The organism is Altererythrobacter chaiwopuensis (assembly GCF_054957735.1).
The window spans coordinates 310028-330609 of sequence record NZ_JBTXJF010000001.1 but is presented as its reverse complement, the minus strand read 5'-3'; the positions used below and the strand labels follow the sequence as shown (position 1 = coordinate 330609).

19 protein-coding genes are annotated in these 20582 nt (G+C 61.0%); 11 read left to right on the top strand and 8 right to left on the bottom strand.

Annotated features, from left to right (window positions below; translation table 11 throughout):
* The first annotated feature begins 37 nt into the window (after positions 1-37).
* From miaB to ACX3VQ_RS01575, 3 genes are all read left to right on the top strand, one after another.
* Positions 38-1384: a tRNA (N6-isopentenyl adenosine(37)-C2)-methylthiotransferase MiaB gene (gene miaB, locus ACX3VQ_RS01585; protein WP_462579198.1), complete on the top strand. Its 1347-nt coding sequence runs from the start codon at positions 38-40 to the stop codon at positions 1382-1384.
* A gap of 121 nt (positions 1385-1505) precedes the next feature.
* Positions 1506-2543: a PhoH family protein gene (locus ACX3VQ_RS01580; RefSeq protein ID WP_462571897.1), complete on the top strand. Its 1038-nt coding sequence runs from the start codon at positions 1506-1508 to the stop codon at positions 2541-2543.
* Positions 2544-2665: 122 nt separating this feature from the next.
* Entirely contained in the window at positions 2666-4270 is a 1605-nt protein-coding gene (locus ACX3VQ_RS01575; RefSeq protein WP_462579197.1) for a class I adenylate-forming enzyme family protein, read from the top strand.
* A 163-nt stretch (positions 4271-4433) separates the two neighbouring features.
* Here the strand turns inward: ACX3VQ_RS01575 and ACX3VQ_RS01570 are convergent, their stop codons facing one another.
* Entirely contained in the window at positions 4434-6047 is a 1614-nt protein-coding gene (locus tag ACX3VQ_RS01570; protein ID WP_462579195.1) for a winged helix-turn-helix domain-containing tetratricopeptide repeat protein, read from the bottom strand.
* A gap of 137 nt (positions 6048-6184) precedes the next feature.
* On the opposite strand from ACX3VQ_RS01570, the gene ACX3VQ_RS01565 reads away from it, so the two are divergent.
* The 4 genes from ACX3VQ_RS01565 to ACX3VQ_RS01550 all read left to right on the top strand — a co-directional run bounded on the left by ACX3VQ_RS01565 (position 6185) and on the right by ACX3VQ_RS01550 (position 9251).
* The gene (locus tag ACX3VQ_RS01565) at positions 6185-6409 is read left to right on the top strand and encodes a tautomerase family protein (RefSeq protein WP_462579194.1); all 225 of its coding nucleotides are present in this window, start codon (positions 6185-6187) and stop codon (positions 6407-6409) included.
* Positions 6410-6860: 451 nt separating this feature from the next.
* Positions 6861-7346 carry an rRNA maturation RNase YbeY gene (ybeY, locus tag ACX3VQ_RS01560; RefSeq protein WP_462579193.1) on the top strand — a complete coding sequence of 162 codons (486 nt, stop codon included), beginning with the start codon at positions 6861-6863 and terminating at the stop codon, positions 7344-7346.
* A 74-nt stretch (positions 7347-7420) separates the two neighbouring features.
* The gene (locus ACX3VQ_RS01555; RefSeq protein WP_462579192.1) at positions 7421-8293 is read left to right on the top strand and encodes a hemolysin family protein; all 873 of its coding nucleotides are present in this window, start codon (positions 7421-7423) and stop codon (positions 8291-8293) included.
* A gap of 73 nt (positions 8294-8366) precedes the next feature.
* Complete coding sequence (locus ACX3VQ_RS01550) at positions 8367-9251, top strand: LysR substrate-binding domain-containing protein (RefSeq protein WP_462579191.1); 885 nt, start codon at positions 8367-8369, stop codon at positions 9249-9251.
* Between the two features lie 2 nt (positions 9252-9253).
* Here ACX3VQ_RS01550 and ACX3VQ_RS01545 read toward each other — a convergent pair whose 3' ends face one another.
* The 7 genes from ACX3VQ_RS01545 to ACX3VQ_RS01515 all read right to left on the bottom strand — a co-directional run bounded on the left by ACX3VQ_RS01545 (position 9254) and on the right by ACX3VQ_RS01515 (position 13568).
* On the bottom strand, positions 9254-10141 hold the full coding sequence (locus ACX3VQ_RS01545) for a lysophospholipid acyltransferase family protein (RefSeq protein WP_462571906.1): 888 nt from the start codon (positions 10139-10141) through the stop codon (positions 9254-9256).
* Positions 10113-10535 (bottom strand): Fur family transcriptional regulator, encoded by a 423-nt coding sequence (locus ACX3VQ_RS01540; RefSeq protein ID WP_462571908.1) that lies wholly within the window; start codon positions 10533-10535, stop codon positions 10113-10115. Before ACX3VQ_RS01540 ends, ACX3VQ_RS01545 begins: the two co-directional genes overlap by 29 nt.
* Positions 10536-10623: 88 nt before the next feature.
* Positions 10624-11064 (bottom strand): Ros/MucR family transcriptional regulator, encoded by a 441-nt coding sequence (locus ACX3VQ_RS01535; protein WP_462571910.1) that lies wholly within the window; start codon positions 11062-11064, stop codon positions 10624-10626.
* A 120-nt stretch (positions 11065-11184) separates the two neighbouring features.
* Complete coding sequence (locus tag ACX3VQ_RS01530) at positions 11185-11676, bottom strand: GNAT family N-acetyltransferase (RefSeq protein ID WP_462579190.1); 492 nt, start codon at positions 11674-11676, stop codon at positions 11185-11187.
* Complete coding sequence (tsaB, locus tag ACX3VQ_RS01525; RefSeq protein ID WP_462579188.1) at positions 11673-12314, bottom strand: tRNA (adenosine(37)-N6)-threonylcarbamoyltransferase complex dimerization subunit type 1 TsaB; 642 nt, start codon at positions 12312-12314, stop codon at positions 11673-11675. The genes ACX3VQ_RS01530 and tsaB overlap by 4 nt, the downstream gene beginning before the upstream one ends.
* 36 nt (positions 12315-12350) lie before the next feature.
* Positions 12351-12959, bottom strand: a complete 609-nt coding sequence (locus ACX3VQ_RS01520; protein ID WP_462579187.1) for a malonic semialdehyde reductase — start codon at positions 12957-12959, stop codon at positions 12351-12353.
* A 24-nt stretch (positions 12960-12983) separates the two neighbouring features.
* Positions 12984-13568, bottom strand: a complete 585-nt coding sequence (locus tag ACX3VQ_RS01515) for a NifU family protein (RefSeq protein WP_462579186.1) — start codon at positions 13566-13568, stop codon at positions 12984-12986.
* A 97-nt stretch (positions 13569-13665) separates the two neighbouring features.
* On the opposite strand from ACX3VQ_RS01515, the gene ACX3VQ_RS01510 reads away from it, so the two are divergent.
* From ACX3VQ_RS01510 to egtD, 4 genes are all read left to right on the top strand, one after another.
* Positions 13666-16665: a M16 family metallopeptidase gene (locus ACX3VQ_RS01510; RefSeq protein WP_462579185.1), complete on the top strand. Its 3000-nt coding sequence runs from the start codon at positions 13666-13668 to the stop codon at positions 16663-16665.
* 143 nt (positions 16666-16808) lie between these two features.
* Positions 16809-18182: a class II 3-deoxy-7-phosphoheptulonate synthase gene (locus ACX3VQ_RS01505; RefSeq protein ID WP_462579184.1), complete on the top strand. Its 1374-nt coding sequence runs from the start codon at positions 16809-16811 to the stop codon at positions 18180-18182.
* A gap of 73 nt (positions 18183-18255) precedes the next feature.
* On the top strand, positions 18256-19527 hold the full coding sequence (gene egtB / locus ACX3VQ_RS01500) for an ergothioneine biosynthesis protein EgtB (RefSeq protein ID WP_462579183.1): 1272 nt from the start codon (positions 18256-18258) through the stop codon (positions 19525-19527).
* Positions 19528-19531: 4 nt separating this feature from the next.
* Entirely contained in the window at positions 19532-20518 is a 987-nt protein-coding gene (gene egtD, locus ACX3VQ_RS01495) for an L-histidine N(alpha)-methyltransferase (protein WP_462579182.1), read from the top strand.
* The last annotated feature ends 64 nt before the right edge of the window (positions 20519-20582 follow it).

Genomic DNA, 20582 nt, shown 5'->3' with positions numbered 1-20582 from the left:
GGCATGAGGGGCGCTTCCCGCTAAAGCGCCGCCTCCAATGAAACCGTCCACCGCCCCCAAAACCTACCGCGTCAAGAGCTTCGGCTGCCAGATGAACGTCTATGATGGCGAGCGCATGGCTGAGCTGCTGGGCGATCGCGGCATTACGCCCGCGCCGGAAGGCGAAGAGGCGGACCTGGTGGTGCTCAACACCTGCCACATTCGCGAGAAGGCCGCCGAGAAGGTCTATTCCGACATCGGCCGGCTAGTAAAGGCGGGTGAGGCGGTCGGCAAAAAGCCCCTGATCGCGGTTGCGGGATGCGTCGCACAGGCCGAGGGCGAAGAGATCATGGCGCGCGCCCCGGCGGTGAGCATGGTGGTCGGCCCGCAGGCCTATCACCGTCTGCCCGAGATGCTCGACAAGGCGGTGAAGGGCGAACGCGCGGCCGATACCGACATGCCTGCGATCGCCAAGTTCGATTCGCTTCCGCAACGCCGCAAGATCGGCCCCACCGCTTTCCTCACCGTGCAGGAAGGGTGTGACAAGTTCTGCACCTATTGCGTGGTGCCCTATACGCGCGGGGCAGAAATCTCACGTCCGTTCAGTGATTTGATTATCGAAGCTCAGAAACTGGTGGAAGCCGGTGCGAGCGAGATCACGCTGCTGGGCCAGAACGTCAATGCCTGGTCCGGCGAGGATGATAAGGGCTGCGCGCAGGGGCTGGCGGGGCTTATCCGCGCGATTGCCAAAATCGATGGGCTCGAACGGATTCGCTACACCACCTCGCATCCGGCCGACATGGATGAGGCGCTGATCGCCGCGCATGGCGAGGTCGCCAAGCTGATGCCCTATCTCCATCTGCCGGTGCAGAGCGGGGCTGACCGGGTGCTGAAGGCGATGAACCGTAGCCACACGGCGGAAAGTTATTTGCGGCTGCTCGAAAGGTTCCGCGCGGCCCGGCCCGACATTGCGCTGTCCGGCGATTTCATCGTCGGATTCCCAGGCGAGACCGAGGCCGAATTCGCGGATACGCTGAGCCTGGTAGACGAGGTCAGATATGCGCAGGCCTACAGCTTCAAATATTCGCCCCGTCCCGGCACGCCCGCCGCGACCATGGATGGGCAGATCGCGCGTGACGTGATGGACGAACGGCTCCAGCGCCTTCAGGCCGCGCTAAATCGCGACCAGTTTGCGTTCAATCAGGCCAGCGTAGGCAAGATCTGCGAGGTGCTCGTCGAACGCAATGGCAAGCTCGACGGCCAGTGGCTCGGCAAATCGCCCTGGCTGCAAAGCGTGTGGTTCGAAGGCGACTGCGCGATTGGCGATATGGTCACGGTCGAACTCGCCGAAGCCGGGCCAAACTCGCTCAAGGGCCTGCTGCGTCAATCAGCCGCCGTAGCCTGAGGGTTTTGCGTGACAGGCGGGTGACTTTCCACTGCCATATTTGGACGGCTTGCTTGCTTCCCGCATAATCGCGCCTAGATTCCGACTCACCAACACATTTGGCGAAACGCCAAAGGAGCGCATGGCACGTAAACCCGCTAACAAGCATCCGGGCGAGACCGGTTCCACGGTTTCCGCCTTCCCTGCAACCAAGCCGCGCCGCGCGCGCATCGAAATGAGTTTCGAGGATCAGTCGCTGCTGGGCGCACTGTTCGGCCAGTTCGACGCCAATCTGGTTCAGGTCGAAAATCGGCTGGGCGTGTTCATCTCCGCACGCGGCGGCCAATTGCAGATCGAGGGGCCGGAAGACAGCGTGGCACGCGCACGCGACACCATTCAGACCATGTATGATCGGCTGGCGCGCGGCGAAGACCTTGATGCAGGCGCGATCGAATCGCTCATCGCCATGTCGAACGAGCCGACGCTGGAAGGGATCATATCGGGCGAAGATGAGGCCCCGCCAATCATGATCCGCACGCGCCGCAAAACGATCGTGCCGCGCAGCGCCAACCAGATCCCCTATATGCGCCAGCTGGCGAAGGATGACATCATCTTCGCGCTCGGCCCGGCGGGCACCGGCAAAACCTATCTTGCGGTGGCGCAGGCCGTCAGCCAGCTGATCAGCGGCAGCGTGCAGCGCCTGATCCTGTCACGCCCGGCGGTGGAGGCGGGCGAAAAGCTCGGCTTCCTGCCCGGCGACATGAAGGAGAAGGTCGATCCCTATCTTCGCCCGCTTTATGACGCGCTGTATGACTGCATGCCGCCCGAGCAGGTTGAGCGGCGGCTAGCCAGTGGCGAGATCGAGATCGCGCCGATCGCCTTCATGCGCGGGCGCACGCTGGCCGACAGCTTCATCATCCTTGACGAGGCGCAGAACACCACGCGCGAACAGATGAAGATGTTCCTCACCCGCTTCGGGCAGAACAGCCGCATGGTGGTATGCGGCGACCCCAGGCAGGTCGACATTCCCGGTGGGGGCGGGCAATCGGGGCTGGCCGATGCGGTTGGCCTGCTGGAAGGCGTCGAAGGCATTGCGATCACCCGCTTCACCGCCGCCGACGTGGTGCGCCACCCGATCGTGGGCCGGATCGTCGAGGCTTACGAGGGGAAGGCGGAGTAGGGGTAGGGCCTGTCCGCTCACGACCCAATTGCAGACATTTGGGTCGCAGCGTCTCTGACAGACTATTGTCAGATATACCTTTTCAGTTAGTCTTCCTCGGACGGGTCGCGAGAGAGGTGCAAATGTACAAGGTCTCGCTGACTGAGAGCTATTTTCCTGCCCAAGCTGATACGCCGTTTCGCGAAATGACTATCGCAGGTCTGATACGTGAACAGGCACAGACGCGCCCCGATGAAAAGGCGTTGCGCGAAGTGCTACCGGATGGCCAGATCGGCCGGGAGTGGACCTTTGCGGAAATGGAACGCGATTGCGCAAAGCTGGGACGCGTTCTCGCTGCTCGTCATGCACCCGGTGCCAGAATCGCGATCTATGCTACGAATTGCCCCGAATGGGTGCTCACGCAGTTTGCTGCCGCGCTTGCGGGATTAACGATTGTCACTGTCAACCCAGCCTATGTTTCGCGAGAGCTGCGCTACGTGGTCGAACAGTCTGGCGCAGAAGCGATCTACCACGGGCCGGATGCGCGTGGCACGCCGCTCCGTCCGATCATTGATGAGGCCTGTAGCGATCTCAACTCTGTCACAACTGTTATTGAATTCACCGACCTAGACGCCCTTCACGCTTGCGATGTGCCCGGCAGTCTGCGTGAGACAACGCCCGGCCATATTCTTCAGATCCAATACACCTCGGGCACCACTGGATTTCCGAAAGGCGTACTGCTCAAGCAAGGCGCGGTGCTACAGAACGCTGCTGACATGTTCGCCCGTTGGGGGTTTGAACCCGGCGAACAGGAAATCGTAACGACGCCCCTGTTTCATGCGGCCGCATCTGCGCAGATCTTTGGAGGTCTTGCCATTGGCGGAACTATGGGGATCTTCCCATTTTTTGACCCGGTAATGGTCGTTGAAGTTCTCGAACGAGAGCAACCCGAATTTGGCGGCGGTGTCCCCACGATGCTGGTGATGATGATTGAGGAAATTCGGCGTTCAGGCCGCAAAATGACCGGGGCCAAAGCACTGATGAGTGGCGCGGCGTTGGTCTCTCCCGAATTGGCCCGGAATGCAGAAGAAGTGTTCGGCGTACCAGTCCAGGTTGTTTACGGCCAAACAGAAGCATCACCCTTGATCACCATGGGCTGGCGCCATGATAATGAAATAGATCGCACCCAGACAATTGGCCAGCCATTGGCCCATATGGAAGTATCCATCCGCGATGTCGTCGACAATTCAATTTGCCCCTTGGACACCCAGGGCGAGATTTGCGTCCGTGGTTATAATGTCATGGCGGGTTATAACGACAATCCCGAAGCCACTGATTCAACCATTGATGCTGAAGGCTGGCTGCATTCGGGTGATCTGGGGACCATGGACTCGCGCGGATATCTGAGGATTACCGGACGGGTGAAGGAAATGATTATTCGCGGCGGGGAGAACCTTTTTCCTGCCGAAATCGAAAACACCATGATGGAGCACCCGGCTGTCGCCGAAGTCGCGGTTGTTGGCGTGCCTGACGAGAAATGGGGAGAGCAAGTCGCTTGCTTCATGCGTAAGGCCGAGGGCATTGACGCCCCTGATGCGGCCGAGCTTAGGGCCCATGTGCGCAAGCAACTATCGCCGCAAAAGACGCCTGCTTATTGGATATGGGTGAACGAGTTTCCCCTAACCGGCTCGGGCAAGATCAAGAAGTTCGCTATGGCCGAAGCATTCGCAAACGGGGAGTTCAGCTAAGCTACTTCCTCTAATCTCTGCCATGCTACGAGGTCGGGTTCACGCCCGATTAGTAGCGGCCCTTCATCAGCCCTTGAAACCATTCGGAGAGCGTGCTGGTCGCTTTTCCAAGCTACTGGCCCAAAGCGGCCTGTCCGCTCACAACCCAATTGCAGACATATCCTTATAGCCCCAAGTCCTTCAAACTCTTCTCTATAACTTCACGTGCGGCATTGTCGGCAAAGGGGAAGGCGCGAAAAAACGTTTCGGAATTCATATCTGGATCGGCGGACTTGGCTCTGCTCAACCAGCGCTGTGCATCGGCTCGGCTTTCGGCCAGATGCGCTGTGAAAGCTGCAATTAGCTCGATGTGCTTGTGTGCACCCGGCATTGTCGCGGCCTGCGCACCGAATTCGGCCGCCTTTGCATAATCGCCCATCTGCAGATTCGTAAGCGCGCGGCCAGACACCATCGCATACGCAAGCGGATCGAGCGGACTAAGCTCAAGAGCAAGCGCCAAATCAACATCGGCCTGCCTGGCCTTGCCCGCCATCGTGCTGATCAATCCGCGATTGTAGACGCCTTGGGCATAACTGGGGCTGATGCCGGTGGCACGATCGAACCAGCCGATCGATTCCTCTAGCCGTCCCTCAAGCCAAAGGCTTCGTCCAACGTTGAAATAGGCAAAGGGGTCAAGCCTGTCAGCTTCGACCGCCCGGTGTGCCAGCGTGCGGGCCGCTTCCATCTCGGCCTCTGGGTCATTGGCAAAACGCAAGAATGCGTTCTGGAAATGGGTAAAGGACAGGCCGCCCAGAGCACGCGAAAAATTCGGGTCCAGCGCCAGCGATTGCTCGAACAACTTTGCGGCGCACGCATTGTCCGCCCGATTAAAACGATACATATGATCGAGACCAAGGTGGAAACTCGCCCATGCATCAAGGTCTGCCGCAGGCCGGCTTCGCGCAAGCCTCACTTCATTGCGCGGGATATGCACTTCGAGTGCAGCCACGACATGGGACTCGATATCGGGGCGCATTTGCTGCAATTCCGCGAGTGCGCTGCGATAATGTTCGGCCCAGATAGAGCCACCGTCAGTGGTATCGACAAGGCTGACTGATACGACCACTTTCCCGTCGTTGAACTCGATCGAGCCTGTAAGGCAATAACGGACTGCAAGTTGGCGCCCCACGTCCATCGGATCGACATCCGGCCCGCGAAACCGAAAGCTCGATCCGCGCGCGATCACGAATAGCCAGTGCAGCCGCGACAGGTCTCTGATTATATCGGCTGGCAGGGCGTCAGCCACGATCGCATGCGAACCCGCTTCGCCAATCACAGCGAATGGCAGCGCAGCTATCGAGGGACGTCCTTCACGCGCTTTGCGCAAGGTCGCCGTAATCGCCTCCGCGGCAACAACTTCGTTGGCAAGATTTGCCGAAGGTGAAGCTGGGACCGCTTGAGACGTGCTCTCATTTACAGCCACATCGCCGACAAAGCGAAATCCCTTACCATGGATTGTGCGGATAAGGCGCTGCTGCTTGCCATCATCGCCGATTGCCTTGCGCGCCGCCTTGATCCGCGCAGCGACAGCGGTTTCAGAGACAATCCTGCCATCCCAAATCACATCGATGATCTCGTTCTTCGAAACCATGCGTCCGTGGTTTTCAGCGAGCAGGATCAGTAACGAAAGCACTTGGGGTTCGACATGGACATGCGAGCCGCCACGTCGCAACTCGAAACGCGCGCTGTCGAGCTCCATACCGTCAAAACGGTAGATGCCTGGACCGAATCCGGACAACCGGACCCCCTTTCCCTGAAATCTTCATGAAAAGGTCAGATATCTTCAAGCCCGCGTCAAGCATCCCGGCAAATCCCGATGCATTAACGTTCCATCGGAACACACCGATGCACTTGAAATGCACCAGGAGAATTGAAATGCCACTCGTAACAATCGACGTAATCAAGAATGTATTCACCGATGAGCAGAAGCACGCGCTGATCGACAACGTCACCGAAGCAATGATCGCTGTCGAAGGCGAAGCGATGCGCCCGGTAACCTGGGTCCGCATCATGGAAGTGGAGCAGGGCGATTGGGCCATCGGTGGCCAGCGTCTCGGCGCCTCGGATGTCCACGCAATGGCGGGCAAGAAAGCCGCCTAGTCCGGCGTCAGATAAAAGGCACGAATAACGAGGCCGCTTCACCCACAGTGGAGCGACCTCTTGGTTGCCGGGAACCGGACAATATGGGTCGGATTTCGAGCACTGCCCGCAAAAGTAACTGGAGGGCGGATTGTAACGTCCGCCTTCCACCCCCTTCAGGCATCGGGTAGGATTGAACGCGTTTCCTACGCCGGTTTGATCGCGCTATGGTGGGGTATGGCCGCACCAATAGTTCCCTTCCAGCACCCGCACCTGATTCCGCAGATCGGGCGGGGCCGCTTTTTATCCTTTAAACCCTGTTCCATGTGTTCCATATGGGCATCAAGCGTGCACTTGCTGCGATGAACGGAGCAATATCTCGGTCCGTCATTCCCTCGAACGCGGGGATCCACTGCGGAGGCACCCTTTCTATGAAATGGTTTCCCGCTTTTGCGGGAATGACGAAAAACTGATGAATCTCGATATCGACATCGAAAGCTGGCCTGCAGGCGAATGGGAAGCGCTGGCCTTGCGCGTGGCGGAGGCTTGCGCGGCAATCGCGCCCGAACTGGCCAACCCACGCCTTGAAACCTCGATCCTCTTCACCTCGGACGAGGGAGTCCACGCGCTCAACCGCGAATGGCGCGGGCGCGACAAACCCACCAATGTCCTCAGCTTCCCGATGCTCACCCGCGAGGATTTGCTTGAGCTCGCACCGGAAGGCCCGCCCGAGATGTTGGGCGATCTTGCACTCGCCCATGGCACCTGCGCGCGCGAAGCGGCGGAGAAGGGCGTGCCGCTGGAACACCATGCCGCACATCTGATCGTGCACGGATTGCTCCATCTTGCCGGCCATGACCACGAGACAAGTGAGGAAGATGCGGACAAGATGGAGGCTTTGGAGATTGCGATACTTGCAAACTTGGGTATCGCAGACCCATATGGCGATTGTGATTAACAGGAGCGACGAAGTTTAGGGCCATGCCCGATTCCCCATCCCCCGCGGGAGACGCGGACAGTAGCAGCGGGCTGATGTCCGCGATTCGCAGGATCTTGAGAATCGGTGAGGGCGACCGCAGCCTTCGCGCGCAGCTCGAAGAAGCGATCGACGAACACGAGGACGAGCAGGGCAGCGAAAGCCAGCCCCTGGCAGGCAATGGCGATCTTTCGCCGGTCGAACGCCAGATGCTGCGCAATCTGCTGCACTTCAGCGAGCACGATGCGGATGACGTGGCGGTGCCACGCAGCGAGATCATCGCGGTCGAAGCGACAACCAGCTGGGATGCACTGGTCGCTGCCTTCAGCGAAAACGGGCATTCGCGTATGCCGGTCTATCGCGACACGCTCGATGAAGTGATCGGCATGATTCACATCAAGGACGTGTTCCCCTATCTGGCGAAACGCGAACCTCCACCCAGTGACTGGACCACGCTGATGCGTCAGCCGCTTTACGTGCCGCAGGTGCGCGGCGCGCTGGACGTGCTGGCGGATATGCGCGCGCGGAGAGTGCACCTGGCCATCGTGCTTGATGAGTTCTCCGGCACGGACGGCCTGATCACGATCGAGGATCTGGTCGAGGAAATCGTTGGCGAAATCGAAGATGAGCATGATGACGCGCCCGAAGCGCTGATTGTGCCGATCGGCGATGGAATGTGGGACTGCGACGCCCGTGCCGAACTGGATGATGTCGCCGAGCTCGTCGATCCGCGCCTGGCCGAAGTCAACGAAGCGGTCGATACGCTGGGCGGGCTCGCCTATATCCTGGCCGAACAGGTGCCTGCGGTCGGTGCGGTGGTGGAGCATCCCAGCGGTTGGCGGATCGAAGTTACTGCAGGCGACGAAACCCACGTTACCCGGCTTCGGCTGCACGCTCCCGCAGATGCGGGAACAGCAAGCAATGAATAAAAATCAGCCCTGAGGTTCGATTTTCTGCATCTTTTCGGCGCGCAATGCGTATCAGTCGAAGGAGATTCGCCAGATGCCCAGCCGCCGCCTTCCCCCCCTTCGCGCCCTAGAGGCTTTCATGCGCACGGTGCGCCTGGGCTCGGCACGCGCGGCGGCCGAGGAAATCGGGCTGAGCCCTTCGGCGCTGTCGCGCCGGATCACGAATCTTGAAGAATTCGTCGGCAAGAAATTGTTCACCCGTGCGCGCCAGTCAATGCAGCTCACTGACGAGGGGCAGGCCTTCTACGAGGCGGTCAATCCGCACCTCGAGGCCCTGGCCCGTGCGGTCGAAAGCCAGTCTGACAATATTTCGCTGTTGCGCCTGAGGCTGGGGGTCTTGCCGCTGTTCGGCAGCCAGCGACTGTTCCCTCATCTGGGCGAATTGCGCAAGCGCCACCCCCTGCTCCATATCGACATCGACACCGGCCCGCATCTTGAGGACCGGGTGGGTGACACGCTTGACGCGGCGATCATTCTGTCGCGCGGGCCGAGGCAGGGATTGCACGCAGTGCGGCTCGATCACAACATGGTCCATGCGATCTGCAGCAAGGAATTGGCGCAGGTGTTGGGCGATACCCCTGATATCGAGAAACTCGCCAAGCAGACCTTCCTGATCCACAACGAGCTGCCTTCGAGTTTCGAGGCGTGGAAGCAAGCGCTGGGGCTGGAAGATCTCGAGCCGACAGCGATCGATCATTACGATTCGGGCCAATTGATGCTGGCCGCCGCGGCGCAAGGGCTGGGCATAGCGATCATGCATGATGATCACATGCGCCGTGCCGCCGACAGCCGCCTGACCGATCTCTACGGGGTCGAGGTCGAAAGCCCATACAGCTATTGGTTTGTGTGCAAGCCTGCCGCGCTCGAATTCCGTCCGGTGCGATTGTTCCACGATTGGCTGGTGGGCGCCGGGCTGTAATCCTATTCGATCGGGTACTGCTTCTCGGGTGCGCGGTAACGCACCGGATCGACCGAGTATTCGAATTCACGCAACGGCTTGCCCAGCGCATTTTCCAGCGCCTCCTCGATCCGGCCCCGCGCCTCTGCGGCGATGGCCTTGCGCCCGTGGTGGTCTTCGGGGCTGAACGGCTCGAGGAAATGCAGCTCAAGCTGGAATGAGCCCTTGCGGGCAAGCACCCGCTTGGCATTGTTCAGCCCGGTCTCTTCACCCACCCAGCCGATCCACTCGGCAATCTCGCCGTAATGGAGCATCACTGGCTGCACCAGCACCTCGGCGGGCGGTGGCTCCAGCACGCGCAGCATGCTGGTCTTGAAGGGCAGCAGCGAATGGCCGTCGGTCACCGTGCCTTCGGGAAAGACAGTGACTGACCAGTTGTCGCTCAGCGCTTCACGCAAGGCGTTGATTTGCGCTGCCACCCCCATGCGGTTCTCACGTTTGACGAATACGGTGCGGTTGAGGCTTGCCAGCCACCCGACCACCGGCACTTCCGCCAGTTCCGCCTTGGCAACGAAGGCCGTGCCGCTGGCCCCCGCGACTGCGAGGATGTCGAGCCACGAGACATGATTGGCGATGAAGAATACGTCGCGCTTGAGCGGCGTGCCCACCACTTTCGCGCGCGCGCCGCAAACCCGCGTGGCAAAGCGCAAGAAATACATCGGGAAGGGAGAGCCATAGGCAAGCAGCCGGTAAAGATAGTGCAGCGGCACCAGCACCACGAGGGCCAATACCAGCTGAAATGCGCGCCAATAAAGGCGCATCCATCCCATCGGGCTAATCTTGGTGGGTTCGCCGCGCGCAGCGGCCGCACGCAGTTCCGCGTCAGTCGTCGCGCGAGAGGCGGACGCCATAAAGTTCCATTCGATGATCGACCAGCCGATAGCCCAGCCGCTCCGCGATCACGCGCTGCAGCGCCTCCAGTTCCGGGTCGACGAATTCGACCACCTTGCCGGTTTCGACATCGATCAGATGATCATGATGCGCTTCGGGGGCAGCCTCGTAACGTGCCCGCCCATCTCCGAAATCGTGCCGGTCGAGTATGCCTGCCTCTTCAAACAGGCGGACCGTGCGATAGACCGTGGCGATCGAAATTTTCGGATCAATGGCAGAGGCACGTTCGTGCAGCAGTTCGACGTCAGGGTGGTCCGCGCTTTCGGACAGCACGCGCGCGATCACGCGGCGCTGTTCGGTGATCCGCAGCCCCTTGTCGGCACAAAGTTGTTCAAGATCGATCTTCTGCGGCAAAAGGCCCTCCGCCAGGTTAAGTAAGCGCCCTGTACCTCTATAACCAATATCGGCACAAGGCGCTCACCTCAAGCTGATGCCCGGATGATCAGGCAGTTTTCTTGCGCCGACCGCGCTTTTGGCCCGGAATTTTGCCAAGGCCGATCTCCTTGGCGAGCTTGCGCCGCGTTTCGGCATAGTTTGGCGCCACCAGCGGGTAATCCGGGCCAAGCTCCCACCGCGCACGGTATTCGTCGGGGGTCATGCCATGCTCAGTCGAAAGATGCCGCTTCAGCATCTTCATCTTCTTGCCGCAATCGAGGCAGACGACGTGATCCTTCTTTACGGACGCACGAATCGACACCGCCGGTTCGGGCCGCGCCTCTGCCACGGTTGCCCCACCGCCGAGCGATGAAAGCGCTGCGAATACATTGCTGATCAGCGACGGCACGTCGTCAACCGCTACGGAATTATTGCTGACATGCGCCGCTACGATGTCAGATGTAAGTGTAATCAGCGTCTCTTTCATATCTGCTTCAGTCGTATCCATGAGTTCCTCGCAATTTTTTTTGTGCTCGGAGTTTTCCCCCCGATCGTAAAACGATGAACCCAAATTCGTGAATTTGCAACCGGATAAGATGGATAAATTTACCTTATCCAGTAATTCTGGCTACTCAAGCGACAGGGCATAAGTAATTGCGTCCATACGCGTGCCATCTGCCAGCAAATAATAGGCGCGGCGTCGGCCAATTGGCTCGAACCCCACCTTTCGGTACAACTCTGCTGCCGGGTTGTTCTCGCGCATTTCCAGGAAGATTCGTTCTGCTCCGTGCCAGCGGGCATGATCGCGCAAAACGGCAATCAGGCGCTCACCCAAACCGCGCCCTCGCATTTCGGGACGCACTGCGATCAGAAGCAATTCGGCCTCGCCCGGTGCATAACGCGTCAGCAGGAAGCCAGTTGCGATGGCTTGAGGCGATGCTGCGAAATCCAGCAACTCACCGGCGTCATTAACCACGAAAGCATGGGTATTGGGCATGGACAGCGCATCGCTGACCTGTCGCCGGTTCCAGGCCTCGCCCCATGCGGGATCGAAGGCGGCTTCCATTATCGCCATGACATGATCAAGCTGGCTGCCAGCGGAAACGGCCGGGCCGCTCATTTGGCCGCCACCTTGGTGGGCAATTTGGCATCGGGGCCGCGGCCATAGATCGGCGCCACCTCGGCCCCGAGGTGCAAGGGATCGAGCAGAAGGGCTTGCCGGGCATCGGGCAGCAGATCGAGTGCCTGGGCGTGCGCCCCGGCAAGATCGGCCAGCTCCTTCGCACGGTTGCCGGCAATAAGCGTGTGTTTGCAGGCGGTAATTGCATCTGCGGGACCAAGCGAGCGGACCTGGCCCTCGGCAATCGAATCGGCTGTGAAATTCTGGATGAATAATTCGCCGTGCCCGCCATTCATGCAGATGGTGACGGCCTGCTGTGGCCGCTGCGCCTTGGCCATCGCGGCCACCAGTGCCAGCGTCGGATAGCCCAGCACCTCCGCCTGCCAGGCAAAGCCGAGCGCGCGGGCGGCCGCAATGCCGATCCGCACACCGGTGAAACTGCCGGGACCAAGCGAAACGAGGATCCGGTCGGCGCGGCCCCTGTCCGGCAAAGCCGCGATCATTGGCACGAGCAATTCCGCATGGCCGCGCCCGAGCAGGCGGTGGTCATGCGCAATCAATTCGGTGCCTTCGAACAGCGCGATCGAACAGGCTTCCGTGGCAGTCTCTATCACCAGAGTGCGTTTGGGCGTGCGCATGACGCTGCGATGCCTCAGCTTGGCGGTGCCTGCAAGCTAGACGATCGAGTTGAACTTGTCGAAATCGGGCCGGGGGCTGCGTTCGAAAATGCTTTGCGGGTCGCCATAACCGATCGAGCAGATGAAGTTCACCCTGTGGCGCGGTTCATCGGCGAAGAAGGCGGCATTGACCGCACTGGCGTCAAAACCGGACATCGGCCCGCAATCAAGCCCCAGCGCACGCGCGGCGAGAATAAGATAGGCACCTTGCAGCGAGGAATTGCGAAAAGCGCCTTCCTCGCGCGCGACTTCGTCGCCTTCGAACCAGCTCTTGGCATTGGTGTGCGGGAACAGCCAGGGCAGCTCCTCGTGAAAATCGATGTCATAGGCGAGAATCGCGGTGACCGGAGCAGCCAGGATCTTGGCCTTGTTGCCTTCACTCGCACAATCGGCCAGCTTCTGCTTCGCTTCGGGCGATTTTGCCCACACGATCCGTATCGGCTGCATATTTGCCGAGGTGGGGGCCATTTTCATCAGGTCATAAATGGCGCGCAGCTGGTCATCGCTCACCGGCTTGGCGAGCCAGCCATTATAGGTGCGCGCTTCGTTGAACAGTTGATCGAGCGCGCTGCTGCTGAGTGTGACGTCGTGAAATTGCTTGGTCATGGGAATGTTCCGGCGTCGGAGAGGTCAGGCGGCGCGAACTTCGGTGACTTCGGGCACATAATGCTTGAGCAGGCCTTCGATGCCGTGCTTGAGCGTGGCGGTGCTTGACGGGCAGCCCGAGCAAGCGCCCTGCAGCGTCAGGTAGACTACCCCGTCCTTGAACCCGCGATAGGCGATATCGCCGCCATCGCCCGCGACAGCGGGGCGCACGCGGGTTTCAAGCAGTTCGTGGATCTGTGCGACAATCTCTGCATTGGCGGGATCTTCCTCGACCAGCAGGGTTTCGCTGTCGTCAGCCGGCATGCTGATTCCGGAGGCGTCGCCACCGGCAAACAGCGGCGCTTCGGATACGAAATGGTCAAGCAGGATCGCGACTACCTGCGGCTTGAGCCCGCTCCAACTCGCGCCCGGAGCGGCGGTAACACTGATGAAATCGGCGCCAAAGAACACATTGGTCACTTCGCCCGTGTCAAAGATCGCTTGCGCCAGCGGGCTGGCTTCGGCGGCTTCGGGTGTGGCGAATTCGCGGGTGCCGCTGGCCATGACCTGCCGCCCGGGCAGGAATTTCAGGCTGGCGGGATTGGGCGTGGTTTCGGTCTCTATGAACATGCCAACCCATGTAGGCGCACCCCTTGGCATCGGCAAGGCAGCAAAGCTTGGCCACCATTCACTATCCCTTCACCTCTTGCTTCCTTATATGAGGGGCATGAATGCGTTTTTCCGTGCCATAGGCGCGCTCACCCTGCTGGTTACTCCCCTGGCCGCACCTCTCTCGCTTGCCGCGCAAGAGGTGCCTGCCGCTGCGCCCGCGCCGGCCCTGCCGCCCGCGTCGCTGCAAACCGGCGATGAAGTGCCCTGGCTCTATCGCGGCAGCAATATCCCGGTCGATCAGGAATGGCTGTTCGGAGAGATGGACAATGGCCTGCGCTATGCGGTGCGCAAGAACGGTGTCCCACCGGGGCAGGTTTCCATCCGGGTGCGGATCGATGCCGGTTCGCTGCACGAAGGCGATGACGAGCAGGGCTTTGCCCATCTGCTGGAGCACATGCTGTTCCGCGAGAGCAAATATCTGAGGCAGGGCGAAGCGATTCCGACCTGGCAGCGGCTCGGCGCAACCCTTGGGCATGATACCAATGCCGAAACCAGCCCCACGCATACGGTTTACAATATCGATCTTCCCGGAATCAGCCCCGCCGGGCTTGAGGAAAGCTTCAAGCTGCTTTCGGGCATGGTCCGTGAGCCGGTACTCAGTGACCGCAATATGGCCACTGAAGTGCCGATCGTGCTGGCCGAGATGCGCGAGCAAAGCGGGGCGGCCCAGCGCGTAACCGAACAGACGCTGGCCACATTGTTCGCCGGGCAGCGCCTTGCCAACCGGCGCCCGATTGGAACGGAACGAACCTTGCGGGCCGCGGACGGCGCAGCAGTGAAGGCGTTTCATGATCGCTGGTATCGCCCGGAAAACACCCTCATCGTGGTGGTTGGCGATGCCGATCCGCTGCAGTTTGCGCGCCTGATCGAAACTTATTTCGGTGATTGGCAGGGTACGGGCGAGCACGTGCCCGCCCCCGATTTTGGCGATCCCTTGCCGCCGCCGGGTGCGGATGGCGACAATCCACTGGGCGAGCTTTCAGTCATTGTCGAGCCGGATATGCCGCGCAGCCTGACCTATGCAGTTATGCGGCCCTGGCGCCAGGTGCAGGACACCGTCGTCTATAATGAAGGGCTGATGCTTGATGCAGTTGGGCAGGCGATCATCAACCGGCGGCTCGAAACGCGCGCGCGCAGTGGCGGACGCTTTCTGTATGCGCAGGTCGAACAGAACGATATTTCGCGTTCGAGCGATGCGACATTCGTCTCTTTCTCGCCGCTGGAAGGTGGCTGGGAAGAGGCCTTGGCGGAAGTGCGGGGGGTGATCTCCGATGCTCTGTCGCACCCACCCAGCCAGGAAGAGATCGATCGTGAGGTGGCGCAATTCGACACTGCCTTTGCCAGCGAAGTCGAGCAGCGCCGCGTGCTTGCCGGCGGCAATCTGGCTGACAATCTGGTGCGCGCGGTCGATATTCGCGAAACCGTGGCATCGCCCGAAGTGGCATTGGCCATATTCCGCGGGATGCGCACACGCTTCACCCCGGCCAATGTACTCGAACACACGCGCAAGCTGTTCGAAGGTGCGGTGACGCGCGCGGTCTATGTAACGCCGCAGGAGGGCGAGGCGGACCAGGCGCGCCTGAGGCTGGCGATGGCACGTAATGTTGCGCCCGACGGCTCGGCGCGGCTCGCCAGCAGGACGATTTCCTTCGACGAGTTGCCCCCGATCGGCAAGCCAGGCGAGATCGTGGATCGCCGCCCGATCGGCCTGCTCGACATCGAACAGATCGAATTCGCCAACGGGGTGCGGGCGATTTTGTGGTCGAACGATGACGAGCCCGGCCGCGTGTCGGTAAAGGCCCGCTTCGGTGCGGGCTATCGAGGTTTTTCCGAAGCCGATGCACCCTATGTCGCGCTGGGTGAGGCCGCACTGGTTTCCTCCGGTCTGGGCGAAATCGACGAGAACGATCTGGACCGGCTGGCGACGGGCCGCAAGATGGGTTTCGACTTCGCGATCGAGGATGCCGTGTTCACCTTTTCGGCACAGACCCGCTCGGCCGATGTGGCCGACCAGCTCTACCTCTTCGCCGCCAAGCTCGGCATGCCGCGCTGGGATCCCAACCCTGTGCTGCGAGCCAAGGCCGCGATGCAAATGGGCCATGCCTCCTATTCCGCGAGCCCGGCGGGGATTATCCAGCGCGATCTCGATTACCTGCTGCGCGATTCCGATCCACGCTTTGCCACGCCCGATCCGGCGATGATGGAAAAGGTCACGCCTGAGGGCTTCCGCTGGGCATGGGAACCGCGCCTGGCGGAAGGGCCAGTGGAAGTGCTGGTGTTCGGTGAGTTCGACCGCGAAGCGGTGATAGAGACCTTGCGCCGCACTTTTGGCGCCTTGCCCCCGCGCAAGCCGCTGAGCGCCGAGACCCTTGCCCGGCTGCCGGAGTTCCCCCAGGTGGAGGGCGAGGAAACCAAGGTGCTGACCCATCGCGGTGATGCCAACCAGGCTGCGGCAGTGATTGCCTGGCCTACTGGCGGCGGCATCGAGCGGCTGCGTGAATCCCGCCAGCTCGATATCCTGGTCGAGCTGTTCAACAACCGGTTGATGGATGCACTGCGCGAACGGCTGGGGGCGAGCTATTCGCCGCAAGCAGTGTCGCAATGGCCCACCGATCTGCCGCAGGGCGGAATGATCATGGCGTTGGCCCAATTGCGACCGAATGATGTGGCGGTCTTTTTCACTGAAGCAGAAAGGATTGCACGGGATCTTGCCGAGAATCCGCCAAGCGATGACGAGATCACCCGCGCCACCCAGCCGCTGGCACAGTTGTATAGCCGCGCGGCAACCAGCAACATGTTCTGGCTGATGCAGCTTGAGGGTGCGAGCACAGATCCGCGCCGGGTAGAGCTGGTGCGCAGCCTGCTGGGCGATTATTCGCACACCACTCCTGAAATCATGCAATTGCTGGCGCGGCGCTATTTTGCGGCGCGCCCAGGCTGGCAGCTTGCCGTGATCCCCGAAGGGCAGGAATTGAAGCTAAATGTGTCCCGACCGGAGGCAGACGTGGCCAGCGGCACCGTGGCCCCCAAACGCGCGGCAGCCGCAGGGCGCTGACAAGCCGGGCTTGGGTCGTACCACGAAATTTTATTATCCTGTACGGCCATTGCACTTTGCATTTCTGAAAGCGGGCGTGTAACCGCGCCTGCCGTGAAGGCACAATTGATTGAACTGACATTACACGAATTGAGAATTTGACCGTGGCGCAAAATTGGACACCCGACGGCTGGAAGGCACACGAGGCGCGGCATTTGCCGCATTATGAGGACGCGGCCGAACTCGCCGAAGCAGAGACGACGCTCAGCTCCTATCCGCCGCTGGTCTTTGCCGGTGAGGCCCGTGCACTCAAGGCAGAATTGGCCGACGTTGCCAATGGCCATGCATTCCTGCTTCAGGGCGGGGATTGCGCCGAAAGCTTTGCCGAGTTCCACCCGAACAATATCCGCGATACTTTCCGCGTCCTTCTGCAAATGGCGGTGGTGATGACCTTCGCCAGCAAGCGCCCGGTGGTGAAGGTTGGCCGCATGGCGGGCCAGTTCGCCAAGCCGCGCAGCTCGCCCACTGAGACGCAAGGTGACATTACGCTGCCGAGCTATCTGGGTGACAACATCAACGGGATCGAATTTGATCCGGTCGCGCGCCGCAACGATCCCGCGCGCATGGTGAAGGCCTATTCGCAGGCTGCGGCAACGCTCAACCTGCTGCGCGCCTTTGCCGGGGGCGGCTATGCCAATCTGCGCCAGGTGCACCAATGGACGCTCGATTTCATGGGCCGGACGCCGTGGGCCGAGAAGTTTGCCGAAACCGCCGACCGGATCGGCGAAGCGCTCGATTTCATGGAGGCCTGCGGGATAGATCCGGCGACTGTGCCGCAGCTCAAGGGAACCAGTTTCTTCACCAGTCACGAGGCGCTGCTGCTGCCTTACGAACAAGCGCTCACGCGGCAGGATTCGCTCACCGGGGATTGGTACGCCACCAGCGCGCATATGCTGTGGATCGGCGACCGCACCCGTTTCCCCGGCAGCTCGCATGTGGAATTTGCGCGCGGTATCGGCAATCCGCTGGGCATGAAATGCGGGCCGTCGCTTGAGCCGGATGCATTATTGGAACTGCTGGACGTTCTCAACCCCGCGCGCGAGCCGGGGCGGATCACGCTGATCAGTCGCTTCGGCCATGACAAGATCCAGCAAGGCTTGCCCAGACTGGTGCGAGCAGTGCAGCGCGAGGGCCATCCCGTGGTGTGGAGCTGCGACCCGATGCACGGGAATGTGATAAAGTCAGATAGCGGCTTCAAGACTCGCCCGTTTGATCGCATCCTTTCCGAGGTGAAAGGCTTCTTTGCGGTGCACCGTGCCGAAGGTACACATCCAGGCGGCATCCATATCGAAATGACCGGTCAGGATGTGACCGAATGCGTGGGCGGCGCGGTTGCCATTACCGACGATGCGCTGGGTGACCGCTATCACACTCATTGTGACCCGCGCCTCAACGCGGCACAGTCGCTTGAGCTGGCGTTCCTGCTGGCAGAGATGCTTAATCAGGAAGTAAACGAGCGCCAGACAAACGCCGCTTGAATGGTGCGCCTCACGGCCGTTGGTCGCGAAGCATGCCTTTCATTTGTCACGTCAATGAGGCATGGTCCATTGCATGGATCGGCAGACACAGGAACAATCCGTGCCCGAACCGCACGCTGACCTCTCCCAGAGCAGGGGTGGGACCCTGGCCGCCCGTTTTCGTTCGACACGCGGCTTGAGTGAGGCTCTCGTCGTGCCATTAAGCGACGCAGATGCGACGATTCAGTCGATGGAAGATGCTTCGCCGGCCAAGTGGCATCTGGCGCACACAACGTGGTTCTGGGAAACCTTCCTGCTGCGCGATCATGCGGCGGATTACACACTTTTCGATGCGGATTGGCCGTTCCTGTTCAATTCCTATTACGAGGCTGAGGGCGAGCGGATTGCCCGCTTCTCGCGCGGGATGCTGTCGCGCCCCTCGCTGGAACAGGTGCTGGCCTGGCGCGCGCATGTCGACAAGGCAATGGCGCCGTTGCTGGACGATCCAGCGCTCGCTGGCCTGATCGAACTTGGCCTGGCGCATGAGCAGCAGCATCAGGAATTGCTGATCACCGACATCAAGCACGCGCTGTTCCAAAACCCGCTCGGCCCGGCGATGTGGGATGGTGAGGCAGCCCCGGCACCCAGGCCGGAATCCGGCTGGCACACCCATCCCGGCGGCGTGGCGATGATCGGCCATCAAGGTGAGGGTTTCGCCTTCGACAACGAAGGCCCGCGCCACCGTGTGCTGCTTGAGCCTTTTGCGCTGGCACGGTCGCTTGTTACCAATCGCGAATGGCAGCAATTCATCGACGAAGGCGGCTATCGCGATCCGCGCCTGTGGCTGTCGGACGGCTGGGCCTGGGTCGGCGCACAGGGGATCAAGGCGCCGCTCTATTGGCCCAAAGAGACCGAACGCGGCGAGCACTTTACCCTGCAAGGCTGGCAGGTGCGCGATCCCGATGCGCCGGTAACGCATATCTCCTATTACGAGGCGGATGCTTTTGCCACCTGGGCGGGCGCAAGGCTGCCGACCGAATTCGAATGGGAAGCGATGGCGCAGGGCGCGGATGCCGCCGCTGGCAACCAACTTGATGGGGCAGGGCCGGTGCACCCGCGCGGTAGCGAGGGCCTGTTCGGCGATTGCTGGCAATTCACCCGCTCGGCCTATCTCCCCTATCCCCGCTTCCGGCCTGTCGCAGGCGCGGTGGGTGAATATAACGGCAAGTTCATGAGCGGGCAGTTCGTGCTGAGGGGCGCGAGCTGCGCCACGGTGCGCGGGCATTCGCGCAGCTCCTATCGCAACTTCTTCTACCCCCACCAGCGCTGGCAGTTCACCGGACTCAGGCTGGCAAAGGATATCTGAAACCATGGCAACAAAGCAGGGCATGGCGCTTGTCGAGCGTGACGATGACGGCGTTGACCGCGCCTTCCGCGAGGATGTGCTGGCGGGCCTGGCACAGGCGCCAAAGGCGGTGCCTGCGCGCTGGCTCTATGACGACGCGGGATCGCAGCTGTTTGAGGATATAACGCAGCTGCCCGAGTATTATCCCACCCGTGCCGAAACCGAGATATTGACCGAACGGGGTGCGGAATTCGCCAGGCTGATCGGCCCTGGCCGCGCGGTAGTTGAATTCGGCTCGGGCAGCTCGGTCAAGACCCCGCTGCTGCTCTCCGCCATCGATCCGGCGGCCTATGTGCCGCTCGATATTGCTGGCGATTTCCTGCGCGCCGCGGCGGCAGAACTCTCTGCCAAGTTTCCCGGCCTGCCGGTCTATCCGGTCGAGGCCGACTTCATGCGCCGGGTCGAATTGCCTGCCGCAGTTGCGGGCATGCCCAAGCTCGGATTCTTTCCCGGCTCGACCATTGGCAACATGGTTGCGCGCACCGCGGTCGACCTGCTGCGCACCATGCGTGCGACGCTGGGCGAGGGCTCGCAATTGCTGATCGGGATGGATTTGATCAAGGACCCCAAGATCCTTACCGCCGCCTATGACGATGCGGCTGGCGTAACAGCCGAATTCAACCTCAACCTGGCGCGCCGCATCAACCGCGAGCTTGATGGCGATATCCCGATCGATGCGCTCAACCACGAGACGCGCTGGGTCGACGACTACGCACGGATCGAGATGCACCTTGTCGCCCGGCGCGACATCACCTTCACCGTTTCGGGCAAGTACTTCGCGCTGAAGAAGGGTGAGAGCATCCACACCGAGAACAGCCACAAGTTCAACCGCCGCACCGGCAACATGCTGCTGCTTGCGGGCGGCTGGACACCGGCCAAGCGCTGGCTTGACAGTGAAGGGCGCTTCTCGCTGGTGCTGGCCGACGCAACCATCCCGCGCAGCGCGCCTTAGGTACCTCTCTGTCCCGATAGACCAGGCCGATAGACCGGGGCGATAGACCGGGGCGTGCGCCTTG